The following is a 20,849-nucleotide window of genomic DNA, read 5'->3' as shown; positions in this document are numbered from 1 at the left end:
AAAATATTTTAAAATAAATTTATTTCTAATTTAATTTCTTAAAAACATTTACATTTTAATCTACACTGCGTAGTAAAAAAGCGTGTTTGTTATATCTCTTTTAATCCTATGCACGGCAGAGATTGCCGTACTATATAGGTTAAAACTTTTAAATTCTTGTGTTTTAACAAGAATTTCGTTGTAAAGAATTCTCAAAAAGTTTAAGATTAAAATTTATACTTAAGTCCTACTTGACCACTTAAGTAAGTTTCATTTTTATTATCTACTTTACCTGCTAGTATTTGTTTAGCACCAAAGCCAAGATTCATACTGAGTTGATTTGTAAAATCTACATTACCCCCTACGATAATTTGTCCGTATGTTTTTTTCTTGTTGTTAGCTTCTACACTAGTAAAGAAAGCATTATTTACAGCTAGGTTAGCTGTGTAATCATCACCACTATTGATAACAAATTGTTCTATTTTTGGAGTTACAAAAATATAAGAGTTTTCATTCATATATTTTCTAAATTCAGCACCCACTTCAACACTTACAGAATTGTTTTTCATAGAATCAATATCTTTAGCAATAGCACCATTTTCTGTATGAGATGGAGTATAACTAAAATAATAATTTATCCCTGCAAAAGGTTTAATAAATAAAGTATTATCACTAAAGTCAAACACACGACCTACATTAGCACTAAATCCTAAGAATTTGCTTGTATAATCTGAGTTATATGCACCATCTGTTTGAATATTGTCTTGTTTAGTTGGAGAAACTTGAGCATAAGCTTTAAGATTAAGTTCCCATTGTGGAGCTATATTGATAGTAGAATACATACCTAATTGGAAGTTATCGCTTTTTTGTTCTAAATTATTGTCTTTGATTTTAGCATTTGCATAAGTAAAATAAGCACCCCATAAAACATTATCATTAGCTTGTTTATCTACCCCTACGGTAGCACCATACATTGCACCACTATCTCCATCGATAATGTTAGCACTACCAAAAGCATTAGCCCAAATACTATTGGTATATTCATTTACATAGCTTGGTCTCATATCACTATCTAAAGCAGCAAATTTAAGGCCATTCATTTTAGAAGCATAAGTTCCAAAAGGATTGTTTAGCATTGCTACACGAGAACCTATAGAAACATCATTAGAAATATTCATAGTGGTATTTACTGCACTAGAAGCTGAATTGAGATTGGATACAGATTTACCTGTATTGTCTGTGTCTTTTTTGATTTGTAGGGCTAGTTTTACACCGCTAAAACTTTTTAAATCTAGTCCTAAACCTTGATCTACAAGTTTGTCTGCGATTTCTCTAAGATTAAGTACAGCATTATATTCAGCACTTCCTTCTTTAAGGTTGTATAATTTTACTACTTCTTTGTCTAAGTTTGGATTGTTTTCGCCTTTTTGTATTATTTCATTTAATTTATTTTTTTGGTCTTCAAGCTGTTTTTTTATTTGTTCATTATCATTAAATTGTTTTATTAGTTTTTCTAGCATTTTTAAGTCAATTTTTAATTGAGTTAGAGTATTTTTTAAATGCTCAGTTGCTGTTCCATTTGCTACCAAGCATTTGCTAGATCCGCAATTTACTTCTTTTAAATTGTAATCTACTAATTCCATATCCAGCAAATTTTTATCAAGTGTTATACTTTGAAAGGTGTCTTGATTTTTATCTATATCGATATAATCACTTGCAAATTTGCCATATGAAGCTTCAGCTGTATTTGATGTGCTTATATCCTTATTAAATCCTTGTGCTTGGATTAAAAGTGTGTTTTTAGCAAGCAAATCTCTAAAAGATGTACCATTTACGCTAAATTTAGAATTAGTGATATTCGCATTATTAGCAACTTTTATAGAATAATTTTGCACTGCATAAGGATTGCCAAATTCAAAAAAGGTTTTGTCTGCATTTAAATTTCCATTTACGACAAGGTTATTTCCATATATAGATACTCTTGAGCCTTTTTGTGTATCATCTTCTACTAAATTAGTTCCGCTAAGGCTTAAATCTCCATTGAACACCGAGCCGCTTTGATTGACATATAAATTCATATCTTTAAGTATGGTTTCTTTAGCATTTACATAAAGATTTGCAATGTAAGAACTTTCCATACCAACATTTTCGATATTTAAAGTATTTTTATCACCCAAATCAAAGACATACTTAAATTCATCAGTATCGATATCTTTATCATCTGGATTTAAAAAGCTTTCATCATCAAATCTAGGAATGTTTGATTTTATGGTTAAATCATTGCCTTTTAAACTATCTCCATTTATTAAAACTACATCTTGCCCTTTAACTTCAAAATAATCTTGCAGATTTTTTCCGCTAATCCCATCTAGTTCTATTTCAGTTGGTGTTGTCTGAGTTTCAACTAAGGTATTTTTAGAATTTAAATCTACTGCCATTACATTGCTACAAAGTGCAGCACCTAAGCCAAAACCCACTAAAACTTTACTCGCCGAAAACGAAAGCTTCATAAATTCTCCTTATACAAAAAATAAAAAAACCATTATACCCCCCCCCATAAAAAAGAGCTTAAGAAGTAATTTTATAAAGAGAAAATTTTATTTTTGTTTTTAAATTTCAAATTGTTAGTATATTTTCACTTGAAGAGTTTAAAGAGTAAATTTATGTTTTTTTGATATAAAATGCTTTAAAATTCTTAAAAATTATAAATTAAATCCCTATTTTTTTATCAGTATTACTTTTAATTATGTTTTTTTGATATAATTAAATTTTTAAAATAACGCGAAAAGAGAAAGCTTATGGAACCCTTATTTACAACCCAAATTTTAAAATATAAAGGTGATGGATCTTTTACATGCGATGATACTTTAGTACGTGAAATTAAGCTTGAAATTTTTATTAATGATGAAAAAGTAGGTGCTTTAATGGCAACTCCTGTAGATGAACAGGCATTAGCAATAGGGTATTTAATGAGCGAAAATATCATTGCAAAAGTAAGCGATATTGAGAACATAGAAACAAAAGATGATGGTATGAGTGTGCATATCAAAGCAAAGATTGATAAAGAAAATTTAGCAAAGCTTAATGCTGAAGGTGTAGTTATAAGTGGTTGTGGTAGAGCACATACTGCAAATATCGATTTAGAAGCCATTGAAGCGAGTAAAATTAGTTCTGATGTAAAATTTAGCAAAGATGAAATTTTAAAACAAATGAGTACTTTTTATACTCAATGTGAGCTTTATGAGAAAACAGGCTGTGTGCATACGGCTAAGCTTTTTGTAGATGAGAAAACTTTTTTTATAGGTGAAGATATAGCTCAACATAATACCATAGATAAAGCTTTAGGAAAAGCATGTTTAGCCGGGGTTGATTTAAGTCAATGTTTTTTAATGGTTAGTGGAAGGCTAAGTTCTGAAATGGTAGCTAAAGCAGTTATGCATAAAATTCCAGTGCTTGTTTCACGCACGGCTCCTACTTGTTTAGGGGTTATGATAGCAAGAAAATTTGATTTAACGCTTTGTGGTTTTGCTAGAGAAAATAAGATCAATATTTATAGTGGAGAATTTAGAATTCATGGATAAAAATCAAGAAAAAGAAATCATCTCATACATGAGAGAATTGTTAAATAGTAATGAAAAATTAGATTGTGGTACGGCTTTTAAAATTGCAAAGAAATTTAATGTAAATATAGAAAAAATCGGACAATTAGCCGATGAAAATCACATGAGAATTGATAATTGCGAGTTGGGGCAATTTGGACATTTAGATTTTGAAAAAGCAAAGATTGAAGTGCTTAAAAAAATAGAACCTAGTTTAGATGAAAAGCGTAGAATTTTTTGTAAAGATGCAAGAGATATTGCTAAAGAAGGTTGTGGACTTAAAAGTATGCGTTCAGCTTTAAAAGCTTATAAGGTTGATGTAAAGTATTGTCAACTTGGTTGTTTTAAAGAAAAAAAAGGTAAGCAATTTATAGTAAGAACAAAAACTTGGATTGAAAATGCGGATGGAGATTTGCTTTTTGGACGAGGAAAAACAGAACTTTTAGAGCTTATCGGACAAACAGGTAGTTTATTGCATGCTTCTAAACTTATGGGGATTAATTATAAAAAAGCTTGGATGCATTTACAAACCTTACAAAAAAATTCTCAAGAAATTTTAGTTAGCACACGACAAGGACGCTCTAAAGAATCAGGAACAAAACTTACTCCTAGAGCTTTGGAATTAATGGAAAATTACTCTATTTTGCAAAAGGACATAGAAGAATACGCTAATAAACGCTTTAAAGAATTGTTCTTAAAAGGAAAAAAATAAATCTTCTATCAAAAAATACTAATACATAATATTTTTATAATTAATTAATAGTATTTTTTTAAAAAATATGTTAAAATATAAAATCCAAAATTTTATTTTAGGAGTTATTAAGATGTTTAAATCTTTAAATATAGGTTTAAAACTTATTTTTTCTGTAGCAACTGTTGTTGTTATTGGGCTTATTATTTTAATTTCATTAATCACAAAACAAGTAAGTCAAAATATTACCAAAAATACAGAAGATATTCTAGCTTCTATCACGAAAGAATATGCTACCCAAACTCAAGGAATTTTTGGGGAAATGATTGCTTTAAATAAAAGTATTTCAGGTACTTTAACAGAAATGTTTAGATCAACTTCAAAAGAAAATTTAGATATAGACAGTATAACAAATATTATAACCAATACTTTTGATAATAGTGCTTATTCTAATTTTACTTATTTGTATCTTATCGATCCGCCAGAATATTTTAAAGAGGAGAGTAAATTTTTCAATACTCAAAGTGGAAAATTTGTTATGCTTTATGTTGATGAAGAAAAAGATAGTAAAGGCGGGATAAAAGCAATACAAGCTAGTGATGAAATAGCTAATTTACAAGTTGTGCAAGATATATTAAAAAAAGCAAAATATGGGGAAAATAAAGTATATATAGGACGTCCTATTAGGATGAATTTAGAAGGTCAAGATTTTGATGCTGTAAATATTGCTATGCCTATATTTGACCGAAAGAATCAAGTTGTAGGTGTTATCGGTATGACTTTGAATTTTTCGGCTATTGCTACTTATCTTTTAGATCCCAAGAGTCAAAAATATGATGGAGAATTAAGAGTTCTTTTAAATTCAGATGGTCTTGTTGCAATTCACCCTAATAAAAATTTGGTTTTAAAAAATTTAAAAGATGTCAATCCTAACAAAGGCGCACAAGAGACTTATAAGGCTATGAGCGAAGGAAAAAATGGAGTTTTTAACTATATAGCTTTTGATGGTGATGATTCTTATGCCGCGATTAATAGTTTTAAAGTGCAAGATAGCTCTTGGACAGTTTTGGTAACTGCCCCTAAATATTCAGTTTTTGAACCTTTGAAAAAATTACAATTAATTATTATTAGCGCATCTTTTATTTTTATTTTTGTTGTTTTGGGAGTGGTTTATTATTGCGTAAGAAAAATTGTTGCAACAAGATTACCAATTATTCTTAACTCTTTAGAATCTTTTTTCCGTTTCTTAAATCATGAAAAAATTGAGCTTAAATTAATTAAAATTCGAGCCAATGATGAATTAGGGGCAATGGGAAGAATCATAAATGAAAATATTGAAAAGATTCAAATATCTTTAGAGCAAGATCAAAATGCTGTAGATGAATCGGTGCAAACTGCTAAAGAAATTGAAAAAGGTAATTTAACTGCAAGAATTACTAAAAATCCTATAAACCCTCAATTAGTAGAACTTAAAAATGTTCTTAATAGAATGCTTGATGTTTTGCAAAGTAAAATTGGTTCTAATATGAATGAAATTAATAGAGTTTTTGATAGTTATAAAGCGCTTGATTTTAGCACAGAGGTGCTTGATGCTAAAGGCGAAGTTGAGATTACAACTAATATTTTAGGTAAAGAAATTAAAAAGATGCTTGTAGCTTCTTCAAATTTTGCTAAAGATTTAGCCAATCAGTCAGAAGAGTTAAAAAATTCTATGCAAAAACTTGCTGATGGCTCTAATGCACAAGCGAGTTCTTTAGAACAATCGGCTGCAGCTGTAGAGGAGATTAATTCTTCTATGCAAAATGTAAGTGGAAAAACAGTTGAGGTTGCTTCGCAAGCTGATGATATAAAAAATATTGTCAATGTGATTAAAGATATCGCTGAGCAAACGAATCTTCTTGCTTTAAATGCAGCTATTGAAGCTGCACGTGCTGGAGAACATGGGCGTGGTTTTGCAGTTGTTGCAGATGAGGTAAGACAGCTTGCGGAAAGAACAGGGAAATCCTTATCTGAAATCGAGGCAAATATTAATATACTTGTTCAAAGCGTAAATGAAGTAGCAGAATCTGTAAAAGAACAAACAGCAGGAATCACACAGATTAACGATGCTATAGCACAACTTGAAACTGTAACTAAGGAAAATGTCGAAGTTGCAAATGTTACCAATAATATAACAAATGAAGTCAATCAAATTGCTGCAGCAATTCTTGAAGATGTGAATAAAAAAAGATTTTAAAAAAGCTCATTTTTGAGCTTTTGAATTTTTTCTATATTATTTAAAATTTTTAAACACAAAACAAGTAATAAAATAATATTATTTTTCAAAGCTAATATCAAGGAAAAATAATGAAAATTGATTGTCGCAATCTTTCTTGTCCTCAGCCTATAGTTGAAACAAAAAACGCTCTTGAAAAACTTCAAGAAAATGAAATTTTAGAAATTGTTTTAAATTCTATTATTTCAAAAAATAATGTTGTAAAATTTCTTAACTCTTTAAATTTAAATCCTATTATAGATGAAAATGCACAAGAGTTTTGCATCAAAGTGCAAAAAAAGAATTTTAATTCTAGTGAAGTAAATATTCACGATTATAATGTTTTATTTTTAAAAACCGACAAAGTGGGTGAGGGTGAATTGGGACAAAATTTACTTGTAGGATTTTTAAGTACCTTAAAAAATTTAGATCATGCTCCAAGTAAAATTCTTTGCGTAAATGAAAGTGTTTTAATCAATGTTGATGAAAATCATAAAGCACATTTAGCTATGAAAGAACTTGAAAATTTAGGTATTGAGATCATAAGTTGCGGAGCTTGTTTGGAATTTTTTAATAAAAGCAAAGAACTTAAAATAGGAAATATAGGCAATGCTTATGAAATTTTAAACGAGCTTTTTGGTAAAGCAAAGATTATTACTTTGTAAAGGAAAAACACTGCAATATAAAAATCAAAATTTAACGCATTTTGTTAAAGCAGCAGGCTGAGCAGCGAAATTAAGCCCGGGTGGTCTTAAAACAATTTTAAATTTCATGCAAAAAACCCCTGCCTTACTTAGCGATATTGGAAATAATGAAGATGCAAGTGTATATCAAATCAGCCGCGATTTAGCTTTGGTGCAAACGCTTGATTTTATCACTCCTATAGTAGATAGTGCTTATCATTTTGGTACTATTGCCGCAGCAAATGCTTTAAGCGATGTTTTTGCTATGGGTGCAGAGGTGATTAATGCCTTAAATATAGTAGGTTTTGATACTTGTAATCATGATTTAAATATCTTAAAAGAGCTTTTAGAAGGTGCAAATGATAAGATTCAAGAATGCAATGCTTTAGTTGTGGGTGGCCATACTATAGAAAGCACTGAGCTTTTTTTTGGACTTAGTGTTACAGGAAAAGTACATCCTAGTAAATTTATTGCTAATAATACTTCTAAAGTTGGAGATTGTATCATTTTAACCAAGCCTTTAGGAACAGGAATTTTAAGTACAGCTTTAAAGGCACAAATGCTAAATCAAAAACATTTAGATATAATGCTTAAAAGTATGATGGAGTTAAATTATAAAGCCAGTCAAATTGCTCTTAAATTTCACCCAAGCGCCATGAGTGATGTCACAGGTTTTGGACTTTTAGGTCATTTAAAAGAAATGCTAAATAAAAATATTTCTTTTGAAATTTTTGAAAGTGAACTTCCTTTTTTAGATGGAGTAAAAGAGTATTTTAATATGGGTTTAATTCCTGCTGGAGCTTATAAAAATTTAGAATTTATAAAAGAACTTATCCCTGATTTAAATGAAGAAAAATTATTACTTTGTGATCCGCAAACTTCAGGAGGACTTTTAATTTCTATAAGTGAAAAAGAATCCTTAGAATGTTTAAAAAAACTAGAAGATGAAAATATTCAAGCTAAAATTATTGCTAAGGTTGTAAATAAGCAAGAAAATGATATTATCATTTCTTAATTTTTGTTACTTATATACCCATTAAAATTTTTTTTATCATTTTTTATACATTTTCTATGATTTAAAATATTATTTTTATCTTATTTATATATTATTTATTAAAATTTATTTTATCTTAGGAGATACGAAATGATACAAAAAGCTTTAGCCTTAGCTGAAGAATTGCAAGGACAAATAGAAGCTAATATTTCAAATTCTGAAAAAGAATTTCATGCTAAAATGCAAAAACTTCTTAATAATCCCAAAAATAAAGTTATGCTTATAGAACTTTTAGATCGTTCTTTTAGATGTAAAGATAAAAATGCAAGTTTTGAGCTTATAGAATATATTTTGAGTAAATATGGCATAGCGGATTTTTTTAGCACTTTTGAAAAATTCCTACTTTTTAGCTTTTTAAATTTTGGCAAATTTGCTCCTAATTTAAGTGTACCTTTTTTTGTCAAACATTTAAGAGAAGATACTAAAGCTATGGTTCTAGATGCAAACCCTAGTGTTTTAGAACCACATATTAAGAAAAGAAAAGAGCAAGATAAAATTACCTTAAATGTGAATTTAATCGGTGAAGAGGTTTTAGGTGAAGCTGAGAGTAAATATCGTATGCAAAAATATGAAGAGGCTTTAAAATCAAGTTATATCACTTATATTTCCATAAAAATTACTACTATTTTTTCACAAATTAATATTATAGATTTTGATTATTCCAAAGAAGAGGTAGTAAAAAGACTAGATTATCTTTATGCTTTGGCCTTAGAAGAAGAGAAAAAACAAGGTGTTTCTAAATTTATCAATCTTGATATGGAGGAATTTAGAGATTTAGAACTTACTGTTGCAGCTTTTATAGAAAGTGTAGCCAAATTTGATATTAAAGCGGGGATTGTTTTGCAAGCTTATATTCCTGATTCTTATGAGTATCTTAAAAAACTTTTTGCTTTTTCAAAAGAGAGGGTTTTAAAAGGTATGAAGCCTATTAAGATCCGTTTTGTTAAGGGTGCTAATATGGAAAGTGAAGAAACTATTGCATCTCAAAAAGGCTGGGAACTTCCTACTTTTTACAAAAAAATAGATACTGATAGCAATTATAATAAAATGCTTGATTTTATTCTTGAAGGAGATAATTATAAATACATCAACATAGGAATTGCAAGTCATAATATTTTTGAGATTGCTTATGCTTATACACGTATAAGTGAAGCGGGTGCTTTAGATTCTTTTACTTTTGAAATGCTTGAAGGTATGAGTTTGCAATGTTCTTATCAATTATCCAAAATGCATGATTTAATCCTTTATGCCCCAGTTTGTGATGAAGCACATTTTAACAATGCTATTGCTTATCTTGTAAGACGCCTTGATGAAAATACAAGTGAAGATAATTTTATGCGTTATTTTTTCAATCTTAAAGTAGGAGATAAGAACTGGAATATCCAAAAAGAACTTTTTTTAAAATCTTTAGAAGGCATAAAAACTCTTGATAATACTACACATCGCAAGCAAGATAGAAATAAAGAATCAAATATCATAAGTTCTTATGAAAGTAAAAAATTTAGCAACGAAAGTGATACGGATTTTATTTTAGTGCAAAATAGAGCATGGGCTAAAGAAATTAAAGCTAAATATGAAAATTTAAAAGATTATGATGTTTATCCTGTCATAGGTGAGTTTGATTTTAAAGCAGAAAATTTAAATGTTTTAGAGGTTAAAGATAAGATTGAAGATAGAGTAATAGGAAAGGCTTATTTAGCAGGAGAAAAAGAAATTAAACAAGCTTTAGAAGTAGCTAAAAATTCCAAATATACACAAAAAAGTCATGATGAAATTTATCAAATTTTAGCTAAAAGTGCAAAACTTATGAGAGAAAGAAGGGGAGATTTGATAGGTTTGGCAGCTTTAGAGGTGGGCAAAACCTTTTTAGAGATCGATCCTGAAGTAAGTGAGGCTATCGATTTTATAGAGTTTTATCCGCACTCTTTAGAAGAGCTTAAAAAACAAAATCCAAAAGTTAAATTCAAGCCTAAGGGCATAGGGGTTACCATAGCTCCTTGGAATTTTCCTATAGGGATTTCAGTGGGCACCATAGCTGCACCACTAGCTGCAGGTAATGTGGTGATTTACAAACCTTCTTCACTTTCAACCCTAACAGGTTATATGCTTTGTAAGTGTTTTTGGGATGCAGGTATTCCAAAAGATGCTTTGATTTTCTTACCTTCAAAAGGAAGCGATATTTCTAAATATTTACTTGTTGATGAAGCGATTAAATTTTCAATTCTTACAGGAGGAGAGGATACTGCTTATGCTATGTTAAAAGCTAATCCAACCTTGCTTTTAAGTGCTGAAACGGGAGGAAAGAATGCGACTATAGTTTCTAAATTTGCTGATCGTGATAGTGCGATTAAAAATATCATTCATTCTGCGTTTAGCAATAGCGGTCAAAAATGTTCAGCTACTTCTTTGCTAGTCTTAGAAGAAGAGGTTTATCATGATGAAGAATTTAAAAAGACTTTAGTGGATGCTGCAAGTTCTATGGCAGTGGGCAGTCCTTTTGAATTTAAAAATAAATTAGGTGCTTTAGCTGATAAGCCAAGTTCTAAAGTTCAAAAGGCTTTGGATGAATTACAACCTTATGAAGAATGGGCATTAAAACCTAAGTTTTTAGAGGATAATCCTTATTTAATGACTCCAGGCATAAAATACGGCACTAAAAAGGGTGATTTTACCCATATGAATGAACTTTTTGTGCCGATTTTAAGTGTAATGAAAGCTAAAGACTTAAAAGAAGCTATTGATATAGTAAATTCCACAGGTTATGGTTTAACTGCAGGTTTTGAAAGCTTAGATGAAAGAGAATGGGAGTATTTTCACACTCATATAGAAGCAGGAAATATTTATATCAATAAACCAACTACAGGGGCTATAGTTCTGCGTCAACCTTTTGGTGGGATTAAAAAATCTGCCATAGGTTTGGGTAGAAAAGTGGGAATTTATAATTATATCACTCAATTTTTAGAGATTAAGCAAGAAGATTTTGATGATCATTTAATTGAAGATAAATTTTCAAAAAAATTAGCACAAATAGATTTAAAAGAAGCACAAGATTTTATGAATGATTTAATTAAAATGTCTCAATCTTATGCTTATCATTATAAAAATGAGTTTAGTGTTTCAAAAGATTATGTCAATATACGTGGAGAAGATAATCTTTTTTCTTATACTAAAATAAAGAATATGGTTTTAAGACTTTGTGGAAATGAAAGCTTAAAAGATGTTTTAGGGGTGGTTTTAGGTGCAAATATTGCAAATATTGATCTAGGTATCAGTTATGATGAACAAGATATTAGTATGATAGAACGAATTGTTCAAAGCATAGGAGCAAAAGTATTATTTTTAAAAGAAAATAAAGAAAATTTTATCAAGAGTATTAAAGAATATGAAAGAGTGCGTTATTTGGCAAAGCCAGATGTAAATGATGAGATTTATAAAGAGGCTGCAAAGCTTGCTAAAATCATCATAAGAGAAAAGCCATTGTTAAATGGTCGTTTTGAACTTTTAAATTATTTTAATGAAAAAGCTTTAAGTATATCTTTTCATCGCTATGGAAATTTAGGCATTAGAGCAATATCTTAATGATTAAGGAGAGTTTGATGGAAGTAGTTCAAATTAATACCCCAATAGCAGTGATGTTTGTAGTTTATGCCTTATTGATGCTTTATATAGGTTTTTATTTTTATAAGCAAAATAAAAATTCAGAGGATTATTTTTTAGGTGGGCGTACTATGGGGCCTGTGATATCTGCACTTAGCGCAGGGGCTTCTGATATGAGTGGTTGGCTTTTAATGGGATTACCAGGAGCTTTATATGTAAGTGGTTTTATAGATTCTTATATTGCGATCGGGCTTACCATAGGGGCTAGTTTAAATTGGATTTTTGTAGCAAAAAGACTTAGAATTTATACCAGTGTTATTGCCAATTCTTTGACTATTCCTGATTATTTTGAAACTCGTTTTGATGATGACAAACATATACTTCGCATCATATGTGCGGTGGTAATTTTGATATTTTTTACCTTTTATGTTTCATCGGGGCTTGTAAGTGGAGCCAAACTTTTTGAAAGTACTTTTGGTATCAGATATGATTATGCTTTAACTACTGGAACGATTATTATTGTTGCTTATACTTTTTTAGGTGGATATAAGGCGGTTTGTTGGACGGATATGATACAAGGGCTTTTAATGATGATGGCTTTAATTATTGTGCCTTTGGTTATGCTTTATCATTTAGGTGGCTTTGGCGAAGCGATGAATATAGTTAAAGAAATTAAACCACAAGCTTTATCTATGGGCGAAGGAGTAGAAGTTGTAAGCATTATATCTGCACTTGCTTGGGGTTTGGGCTATTTTGGTCAACCACATATTTTAGTGCGTTTTATGTCGATTCGTTCTACTAAAGATATTCCTATGGCCACTTTTATAGGTATTGCTTGGATGGTGGTTTGTCTTTTAAGTGCTTGTATGATAGGTGTTTTGGGTATAGCTTATGTGTATAAATTTGAATTAAGCCTGCAAGATCCTGAAAAGATTTTCATCGTGATGTCGCAGCTTTTATTTAATCCTTGGATAGCAGGCATTTTACTCAGTGCTATTTTAGCGGCTATTATGAGTACGGCAAGTTCACAATTGCTGGTTTCAAGTTCTACTATAGCGGAAGATTTTTATAAAAAGATTTTTAGAGAAGATGCGCCAAGTCATGTTGTATTAAATTTAGGTAAATTAGGTGTTTTACTGGTAGCTGTAATAGCGTTTTTGATTTCTACTGATAAAAATTCAAGTGTTTTGAGTATAGTTTCTTATGCATGGGCTGGATTTGGAGCTTCTTTTGGTTCTGTAATGCTTTTTTCTTTATTTTGGAGTAGGATGACAAGAGTAGGAGCGATTTTAGGTATGATAACAGGAGCTGCTACTGTGGTACTTTGGAAGAATTTTGCAAATTCGGGTCTTTATGAAATAGTTCCAGGGTTTTTAGCAGCTTCTGTGGTAATTATTATTGCAAGTTTGTTTACAAATGTAAGATCTGGAACTAAAGCAGCTTATGAAAAGATGTTAAAAGAGCTTTGAGAACAAAAGCCTTTTTTAAGGCTTTTGTATTAAAAATCTTAGCGTGGGTCCACTTTGATCGATTTCAAGCACTTTAAAACCACGGTTTTTTGCATCTTGAGGTATGGAATTGATACTTTGTGGGCAATCGCAAAGCACTTCCAAAATTTCTCCACTTTTAAGCTTAGGTAAGACATCAAGTGTTGCTATAGCAGGATAAGGACAAGCTTCACCTTGTAAATTTAAACTATAAGTAATTTTCATTGTTTATCCTTTAAGTTGATTTTTAAAGAAGTGTTTTTTGTAAAATACTACAAAAACAAACATTAAGATGAATAAAATAAGATTGATAAAAAATCCATTTAAATTGCCAAATTCAGTTAAAAGATTGATTTTTATACCTTCTTTAAAAGCTTTTGGTAAAAAGTCATAACTTAAAGCTAAAATCATAGTTCCTATTATATTTGCAATTCCTACTATCATAAAATGACTTTGCCCTTCAAAGGCACGATAAGCCCAACCACACTCGCAACCTCCGGCAAAAACTATGCCAAAACCAAATAAAAATGCTCCTACAGCTACAGCAGGAGAAAGTTCTATGAGTTTGCTAGTATGGCCTTGTAAGATAAAAGCAAAAGCGATTAAAGAAGCGATAATCATGCCAATTAATGCGCCTTTTATAGCATTATCTCTACCAAATAAAAACAAATCTCTAAAGCAAGAGGTAAAACAAATTTGCCCCCTAGAGATAACAAAACCAAAAACAAAACCAAAAATCAGTGCTAAAGCTTTGTTTTGTGTGCTGATATTGCCGTTTGTAAAAACAAGATAAAACACCCAAGCTAAAAAGGCTATGAAAAGTAATATGCCTAAGTTAAAATATAGTTTTGTACGCAAACTTTGCTTGTTTAGCGGCAAGTTTTCTTTATTTACCCGTTCTAATTTAGCTTTAGGTTTAAAAAAGGAAGTGTTGCAAATTTTCACTCCTAGATAAATTCCTAAAACCATAAAAACAGTAAAAAGCCAAGTGTGTAAAGAAAAATAAGGTAAACCTGTAAAAAAATTAGCTAAATTACATCCAAACGCAAGTCTTGCTCCATATCCTGAAAGAATTCCACCTACTATTGCTTGAAAAATTCTTATATTGCTAGCAGGTAGACGAAATTTGACTTTGTTAGCTAAAAGTGCGGCTACTAAACAACCTATAAACATACCTATGAGCATAATACCATCAGTTCTTGTTAAAGGGGTTCCATTTAAATTTTGCTTTTGGTAATAAGAATATCCATCTAAATTCATACCTAAAAGTTCTAGAAATTCACCGCCCCAACGCGTCATTTCTCCAGTAACAGCCCAAACGCCACCAAAAATCCCAAAATACACTGCACTTAAAATTCCAAGTGCAATCATAGAATGGGAATTGTCCCAAAAATTGATTAAATATTTTTGTTTAAAAGAATTCAAAGAAAGATCCTAATAATGTAATCATCAAAACTTGATGCTAAAAAAGAGTGAGATTATAGCTTAAATTTAATATGAAGTCAAAAAGAATATTGATAAATTTATTTTGTTTTTCATTAAAAATCGCTATAATTATCGCTTTGGAAGATTAGCGTATCTGGTGATCGCCACTGACTTCAAATCAGATGAAAGGATAGTTGACTATTCTTTGGGGAGTTCGATTCTCTCATCTTCTCGCCAATATTAAAGTAAAATCAAGGAAATTTTTATGAGCAAAGCAGATATTATTGTCGGCATTCAATGGGGCGATGAAGGAAAAGGTAAGGTAGTTGATAAATTATGTGAAAATTATGATTTTGTTTGCAGAAGTGCAGGTGGACACAATGCAGGACATACGATTTGGGTAAATGGTGTAAGATATGCGCTTCATCTTATGCCAAGTGGAGTTTTGCATCCAAGATGTATTAATATTATCGGAAATGGAGTTGTGGTTTCTCCTGAAGTATTGATTGCTGAAATGGCTCAATTTGAAAATTTAAAAGGTAGATTATATATCAGCGATAGAGCTCATTTAAATTTAAAACATCATTCTTTAATAGACATTGCAAAAGAAAAACTCAAAGGCAAAAATGCCATAGGAACAACAGGTAAGGGTATAGGACCTTCTTATGCAGATAAGATTAATCGTACAGGACATAGAGTTGGAGAGCTTTTAGAACCACAAAGACTTTGTGAGGCTTTGATGAAAGATTTTGAAGCTAATAAAACTTTTTTTGAAATGCTTGAAATTGAAATTCCAAGTGCTGAAGAATTGCTTGCTGATTTAAAACGCTTTAATGAAATTTTAACTCCTTATATTACAGATACTACAAGAATGCTTTGGAAGGCTTTAGATGAAGATAAAAGAGTACTTTTAGAAGGAGCTCAGGGCTCTATGCTTGATATTGATCATGGAACTTATCCTTATGTTACAAGTTCAAGTACTATTTCAGCAGGCGCTTTAACAGGACTTGGGTTAAATCCTAAAGAAGCGGGAAATATTATAGGTATTGTAAAAGCTTATGCAACGCGTGTGGGAAATGGAGCTTTTCCTACTGAGGATAAGGGCGAAGATGGAGAAAAAATTGCACAAATTGGAAAAGAAATTGGCGTAAGCACAGGACGTAAAAGACGCTGTGGATGGTTTGATGCGGTTGCTGTAAGATATACAGCAAGGCTTAATGGTCTTGATGCTTTATCTTTGATGAAGCTTGATGTTTTAGATGGTTTTGAAAAGATAAAAATTTGTCGTGCTTATGAATATAAGGGTATGGAAATCGACTACATACCAAGTGATTTAGAAAATGTTCAACCTATTTATGAAGAAATGGATGGTTGGGATAAAGTTTTTGGTATAAAAGATTATGATTTATTGCCAGAAAATGCTAAAAAATATATAGCAAGACTTGAAGAGCTTGCAGGGGTTAAAGTAAAGTATATTTCCACTAGCCCTGAAAGAGATGATACTATCATCTTATGAAAAGTAAATATAATTCTGTTATAAAAGTAAGAAAACAACAACTTGATAAAGCAGAATCAAATCTTAATCAAGCCAAACAAAGACAGCTTGAACATGAAAAAGCTTATGAACTTTCACGCCAAGAGTGTGAAAGTTTAGGCGTATTGCCAAAATCAGGATCTATAGCAGAGTTAAGATCAAATTTAAGTATGGCGCAAGTAGGACGCGAGGCTTTGGCAAGAGCTAAGGAGAAAGTAGAACTTTCTAAAAAAGAAATGAACCATTATCAGTTTTTATATCAAAAAGCGCATTTAGATTATGAAAAAATGAAGGCTTTGGAAACTGAAGAAATTAAACAAAAACAAAAAGAACTTGCGAAGGCTGAAGAAAAATTTTTAGATGAAATTGCAATCAGTCGTTTTTTCAAAGGGGAAAAAGATGATTAAAAAAATTATATTGTTAGTTTTTATTTCAAGTGTAGTTTTTGGAGCTGAACAAGATTGTGAGCAGTATTTTGAAGCTAGAAAAGCTCAAATTGAATTGCAAACTAGAGAATTTGATGAAGCAAGACAATCTTTAGAAGCTTATAAAGCCTCTTTTGAAGCTTTGCAAAAAGAAAGGCTTGAAAATTTAGAAAAAAAAGAGGCTGAGGTTAATGCAACTTTGGCAAAAATTGAAGAATTAAAGCTTGAAAACGCAAGGCTTGTAGAAGAGCAACAAAAGATTTTAAATTCAATCAATGATAAAACTCAAGGTAGGGTTAAAGAAATTTATTCCCAAATGAAAGATGCAGCCATTGCAGATGTTTTAAGTCAAATGGATGCAGAGGATGCAAGCAAAATAATGCTTTCTTTGGAATCACGTAAAATTTCAGGTGTTTTATCTAAAATGGATCCAAAAAAAGCTAGCGAGCTTACTTTGCTTTTGAAAAATTTAGATAATAATGCTAGTAATTAGGTGATTAAAAGAATGAAAATTTTTCATTTTTAACATTCTTTTACCAAAAATAAGCTATTATTTCAAACATTATTAAATAAAAGGTTTTCAAGATGCGTATAAAATTACCACATATTCCTTATATCGCAAATAAAATGATGTTAGATATAGCTAATTCTTCTTTTGTAGAAATTAAAGATCAATTAGAAAAGCTTAAGGTATGTATAATAGAAGTTTTAGAGAAAGATATTCTAAATGAAAGAAAATTAGATGAAAGAGTAAAAGAACTTTTAGAGCAACAAGAAGATGAAATGGAACTTATGCAAGTAGATCGTAAAAATATGTTTTGGCTTGTGAAGAAAAAGTTAGCTCCCGAATTTAATGTGATTTTAGATTCTGAAGATAGACATAATCATCTAGCGCATCAAATTTTAGAAGAACTTGTAGAGAATGATTATATTAATTTTATAGTGAGCGAAAATAGAGTTAAAAATTTAATCTTTTCAAGCATAGAGTCTTATCTTAAAATTTATGAAAAACTTGAAGATGAGGTTTATGAGAAAATTAGCAATTATAAAACAAAACCTATTCCAGGTAGTGAAGAATACGATCTTATCTTTGAAAAACTCTATCAAGAAGAGCTTAGAAAAAAAGGTATGTTTTAATGAAGGCTTATATTTATTTAGAAAATGATATTTTTTTAAGTGCTAAGGCTTTTGGAAAGAGCGGTACTTTTTTTGGAGAGCTTGTATTTAACACTTCTTTAACAGGATATCAAGAAATTATTTCAGATCCTTCTTATGCAGGGCAATTTATCGTATTTTCCATGCCAGAAATTGGTATAGTGGGAACCAATGAAAATGATAATGAAAGTAAGGAAATTTTTGCAAGCGGTGTTTTAATGCGTGAATTAAGTTCTAGTTTTTCAAATTTTCGCGCTAAAGAAAGTCTGCAAGATTATCTTGAAAAACATGGAAAAATAGGAATTTATGAACTTGATACGAGATATCTAGTAAAAATGATAAGAAATAATGGCAATTTAAGAGCTGTAATTTCAACTGAAATTTCAAATAAAGAAGATTTAAAAATCGCCTTAGAAAAATCAGCAAAAATTGATGAAGTAAATTTTGTAAAAGAAGTTAGCACTAAGAAAAATTATTCTCATAAACAAGGTGTTTGGAACGCTAGTTTTCAAAAATTTAATGATGCTAAAAGAAGTGAGAAAAAAGTTGCTGTTATAGACTATGGTGTTAAAACAAATATCCTAAATGAACTTGTAGAAGTAGGTTTTGAAGTAGAAGTTTATCCATATAATGTTAAAGCAGATGAGTTGATTACTCTGTATAAAAAAGGTGAAATTCAAGGCGTGTTTCTTTCTAATGGTCCAGGTGAGCCAAGGATTTTAAAACAAGAGATTGCAGAGATTAAAAAACTTGCAGAAGCTAAAATTCCTATGCTTGGAATTTGCTTAGGTCACCAGCTTTTAAGTAATGCTTTTGGATATGAAACTTATAAAATGAAATTTGGACAACATGGAGCAAATCATCCTGTGATCAATCTTGATACAAAAACGGTAGAAATTACCGCACAAAATCATAATTATAATGTTCCAGAAGAATTAGCTCAAGTGGCTCATATCACTCATAGAAATTTATTTGGCGATAATGTTGAAGGAGTAAGATATAAAGACTATCCTATTATTTCAGTGCAACATCACCCGGAAAGTTCTTCAGGTCCTCATGAAAGTAAGTACATTTTTAAAGAATTTATGAATTTGATGTGAGTATAGATTTTTTAGCTATTATCAGCGTTGCTTTTTTATCTAGTTTTGGACACTGCTATTCTATGTGTGGTGGTTTTAATTTACTTTTTATAAATTTAAATTCAAAAAGCAATAATTTATTTTTATTAACTTTTATTTATCATTTGTTTAGAATTTTTGCTTATATTGTTTTAGGGATAATTTTTGGGACTTTTGGGAATATCTTGGCAATCAATGCTAAGGTTCAAAGTTTGTCATTTTTTATTCTTGGTATATTTATGATGATTTTGGGTTTTGCTCTTATTTTTAGAGGCAATATGTTATCTTTTATTGAAAATAATGTTTTTTTTGATAGTTTTGTAAAGAAAATTATTAAAAAATCTAAAAATTTTAAAGGATTAAAATCAGCTATATTTTTAGGATTTTCAAATGGTTTTGTTCCTTGTGGATTGGTGTATTTTTTTATAGCCAATGCAATAAGTAAGCAAAATATTTTTGAAGGTATTTTGGTAATGATGATTTTTGGAATATCAACTTTACCTGCGATGTTATTTTTTTCTAAAATTTCACAATTTTTTAGTGATTTTTTGAAAAATTTGTTTAATTATTTATCGTATGGCATTATTGTTTGTTACGGTATAAATCTTGCCTATATAGGTTTTAAGGCTTTTCAATGAAAGATTTTTTTAAAGATCAGTTTTTTAAAGCTCTGGAAAAAAATACAATTTTTTCAAGAGCTGATGTGCAAGGAAATTTAATTTTTGTCAGTGATAAGCTTTGTCAAATAAGTGGATATAGCAAAAAAGAGCTTATAGGAAAAAAACATTCAATATTTAAACATCCAGATGTTGAGGAATGTTATGTTGAGAAGCTTTTAAAAGATCTTTCATATAAAAAGCCTTATCAGGTTATTTTTAAAAATATTGATAAATTAGGCAAAACCTTCTATCTTGAAACTTTGTTAATCCCCATATTGGATAAAAATAATGAATTAATAGAAATAGTAGCACTTTCTCATGATGTCAGTAATTCTTTTAAGCTTAATGAAGAGCTTGCTTTAAATCACGCTAAATTAAGAGAATTAAGTATTAATCTTGAAAATACAGTTAAAAATCACCAACAAGAATTTATACAGTTAGGTAAAAAATTTGAGAAAAAAATGAAAATTGCCTTGGAAAAAAATGAAAAAGATATTAAAATAGTATATGAAGAGATTTTGAAATCTTCATTAGAACAAATGATTAGTGATATAGCACATCAATGGAGACAACCGTTAAATGAGCTTGGTATTGCCATGTTTCAAATGAAGCAAAATCTTAAAGATGAAAAAGGATTTGCTGAAATTTATTCACAATCAAAAGATATGATTAAAAATATGTCAGAAACAATTGATGTGTTTAGAACTTTGTTTAACAAAGGAGTAGAGCAGTATGTATTTATAAAAGAGACTTTAAATAAAGCCTTGGAAATTGCTTTTGAAACTATAGAAAAAAATCATGTAAATATTAATATTGTTTCGAAAAGTGATTATGAAGTTTTGGCGTATGAGAATGGTTTAATAAGAGTTTTTCTTAATTTGATTTTAAATTCAATAGAGGCATTTAAAAACAAAAAAAGGAAAATCATAACAATAAATTTTTCAAAATTTGGAAAAAACTATCTGAAAATTACAATAAAAGATAATGCTGGTGGGATTGATAAAGAAAATTTAGATAAAATTTTTCAACCTTATTTTACAACAAAACATCCCAGTCAGGGTATAGGAGTAGGACTTTATATAAGTAGACAAATTATTGAAAGTTTCCAAGGAAAAATAAAAGTTAAGAACGGAAAAGATGGGGCTTGTTTTGAGGTATTTTTAAAACTAAAAGAGAGGGTAGAGTAGAA

Annotated in this window: 16 protein-coding genes, 1 tRNA gene and 1 pseudogene; 15 read left to right on the top strand and 3 right to left on the bottom strand. The window is 29.9% G+C overall.

Translation table 11 applies throughout. From position 1 onward, the window contains the following. Window positions 1-206 precede the first annotated feature (206 nt). A pseudogene (locus AJ886_RS11010) lies at window positions 207-1,322 on the bottom strand (autotransporter outer membrane beta-barrel domain-containing protein); the annotation flags it as partial. Window positions 1,323-2,777: 1,455 nt separating this feature from the next. On the opposite strand from AJ886_RS11010, the gene fdhD reads away from it, so the two are divergent. The 7 genes from fdhD (at window position 2,778) to putP (ending at window position 13,326) form a co-directional block, all read left to right on the top strand. After that, window positions 2,778-3,560 (top strand): formate dehydrogenase accessory sulfurtransferase FdhD, encoded by a 783-nt coding sequence (gene fdhD, locus AJ886_RS04195; protein ID WP_070287174.1) that lies wholly within the window; start codon window positions 2,778-2,780, stop codon window positions 3,558-3,560. After that, the gene (locus tag AJ886_RS04190) at window positions 3,553-4,290 is read left to right on the top strand and encodes a winged helix-turn-helix domain-containing protein (protein WP_002855349.1); all 738 of its coding nucleotides are present in this window, start codon (window positions 3,553-3,555) and stop codon (window positions 4,288-4,290) included. Before fdhD ends, AJ886_RS04190 begins: the two co-directional genes overlap by 8 nt. Window positions 4,291-4,402: 112 nt before the next feature. Continuing rightward, entirely contained in the window at window positions 4,403-6,505 is a 2,103-nt protein-coding gene (ccaA, locus tag AJ886_RS04185; protein ID WP_002862158.1) for an aspartate chemotaxis receptor CcaA, read from the top strand. A gap of 110 nt (window positions 6,506-6,615) precedes the next feature. Continuing rightward, window positions 6,616-7,188 (top strand): sulfurtransferase-like selenium metabolism protein YedF, encoded by a 573-nt coding sequence (gene yedF, locus AJ886_RS04180; RefSeq protein ID WP_002867054.1) that lies wholly within the window; start codon window positions 6,616-6,618, stop codon window positions 7,186-7,188. Window positions 7,189-7,198: 10 nt separating this feature from the next. Further along, window positions 7,199-8,221: a selenide, water dikinase SelD gene (gene selD, locus AJ886_RS04175; protein ID WP_079396812.1), complete on the top strand. Its 1,023-nt coding sequence runs from the start codon at window positions 7,199-7,201 to the stop codon at window positions 8,219-8,221. A 129-nt stretch (window positions 8,222-8,350) separates the two neighbouring features. Next, a complete protein-coding gene (locus tag AJ886_RS04170) occupies window positions 8,351-11,839 on the top strand; it encodes a proline dehydrogenase family protein (protein ID WP_070210369.1) in 3,489 nt (1,162 codons plus the stop codon). Between the two features lie 17 nt (window positions 11,840-11,856). Next, window positions 11,857-13,326: a sodium/proline symporter PutP gene (gene putP, locus AJ886_RS04165; RefSeq protein ID WP_070287172.1), complete on the top strand. Its 1,470-nt coding sequence runs from the start codon at window positions 11,857-11,859 to the stop codon at window positions 13,324-13,326. A gap of 15 nt (window positions 13,327-13,341) precedes the next feature. Here putP and yedF (AJ886_RS04160) read toward each other — a convergent pair whose 3' ends face one another. Next, window positions 13,342-13,569 carry a sulfurtransferase-like selenium metabolism protein YedF gene (gene yedF / locus AJ886_RS04160; RefSeq protein WP_002855447.1) on the bottom strand — a complete coding sequence of 76 codons (228 nt, stop codon included), beginning with the start codon at window positions 13,567-13,569 and terminating at the stop codon, window positions 13,342-13,344. A gap of 3 nt (window positions 13,570-13,572) precedes the next feature. Further along, window positions 13,573-14,769 carry a selenium metabolism membrane protein YedE/FdhT gene (gene yedE, locus AJ886_RS04155; RefSeq protein WP_002880461.1) on the bottom strand — a complete coding sequence of 399 codons (1,197 nt, stop codon included), beginning with the start codon at window positions 14,767-14,769 and terminating at the stop codon, window positions 13,573-13,575. Between the two features lie 139 nt (window positions 14,770-14,908). On the opposite strand from yedE, the gene AJ886_RS04150 reads away from it, so the two are divergent. The 8 genes from AJ886_RS04150 to bumS all read left to right on the top strand — a co-directional run bounded on the left by AJ886_RS04150 (window position 14,909) and on the right by bumS (window position 20,847). Then, window positions 14,909-15,006, top strand: a tRNA-Sec gene (locus tag AJ886_RS04150). 28 nt (window positions 15,007-15,034) lie between these two features. Then, on the top strand, window positions 15,035-16,285 hold the full coding sequence (locus tag AJ886_RS04145) for an adenylosuccinate synthase (protein ID WP_002862151.1): 1,251 nt from the start codon (window positions 15,035-15,037) through the stop codon (window positions 16,283-16,285). Then, window positions 16,282-16,710 (top strand): flagellar export protein FliJ, encoded by a 429-nt coding sequence (locus AJ886_RS04140; RefSeq protein WP_070287170.1) that lies wholly within the window; start codon window positions 16,282-16,284, stop codon window positions 16,708-16,710. Before AJ886_RS04145 ends, AJ886_RS04140 begins: the two co-directional genes overlap by 4 nt. Next, window positions 16,703-17,221 carry a MotE family protein gene (locus tag AJ886_RS04135; RefSeq protein ID WP_070286419.1) on the top strand — a complete coding sequence of 173 codons (519 nt, stop codon included), beginning with the start codon at window positions 16,703-16,705 and terminating at the stop codon, window positions 17,219-17,221. The genes AJ886_RS04140 and AJ886_RS04135 overlap by 8 nt, the downstream gene beginning before the upstream one ends. Before the next feature lie 92 nt (window positions 17,222-17,313). After that, on the top strand, window positions 17,314-17,865 hold the full coding sequence (locus tag AJ886_RS04130; RefSeq protein WP_002851269.1) for a DUF507 family protein: 552 nt from the start codon (window positions 17,314-17,316) through the stop codon (window positions 17,863-17,865). Further along, window positions 17,865-18,983, top strand: a complete 1,119-nt coding sequence (carA, locus tag AJ886_RS04125) for a glutamine-hydrolyzing carbamoyl-phosphate synthase small subunit (RefSeq protein WP_002851156.1) — start codon at window positions 17,865-17,867, stop codon at window positions 18,981-18,983. The genes AJ886_RS04130 and carA overlap by 1 nt, the downstream gene beginning before the upstream one ends. Then, window positions 18,980-19,639: a sulfite exporter TauE/SafE family protein gene (locus tag AJ886_RS04120; RefSeq protein ID WP_002870873.1), complete on the top strand. Its 660-nt coding sequence runs from the start codon at window positions 18,980-18,982 to the stop codon at window positions 19,637-19,639. Before carA ends, AJ886_RS04120 begins: the two co-directional genes overlap by 4 nt. Next, window positions 19,636-20,847, top strand: a complete 1,212-nt coding sequence (gene bumS / locus AJ886_RS04115; RefSeq protein WP_070284018.1) for a butyrate sensor histidiine kinase-like phosphatase BumS — start codon at window positions 19,636-19,638, stop codon at window positions 20,845-20,847. The genes AJ886_RS04120 and bumS overlap by 4 nt, the downstream gene beginning before the upstream one ends. Window positions 20,848-20,849 lie beyond the last annotated feature (2 nt).

It is taken from the genome of Campylobacter sp. BCW_6465, from assembly GCF_001762815.1.
Lineage (GTDB): Bacteria > Campylobacterota > Campylobacteria > Campylobacterales > Campylobacteraceae > Campylobacter_D > Campylobacter_D jejuni.
Note: the sequence above shows the minus strand (reverse complement) of the source record. Positions and strands in the feature narration are given on the sequence as shown.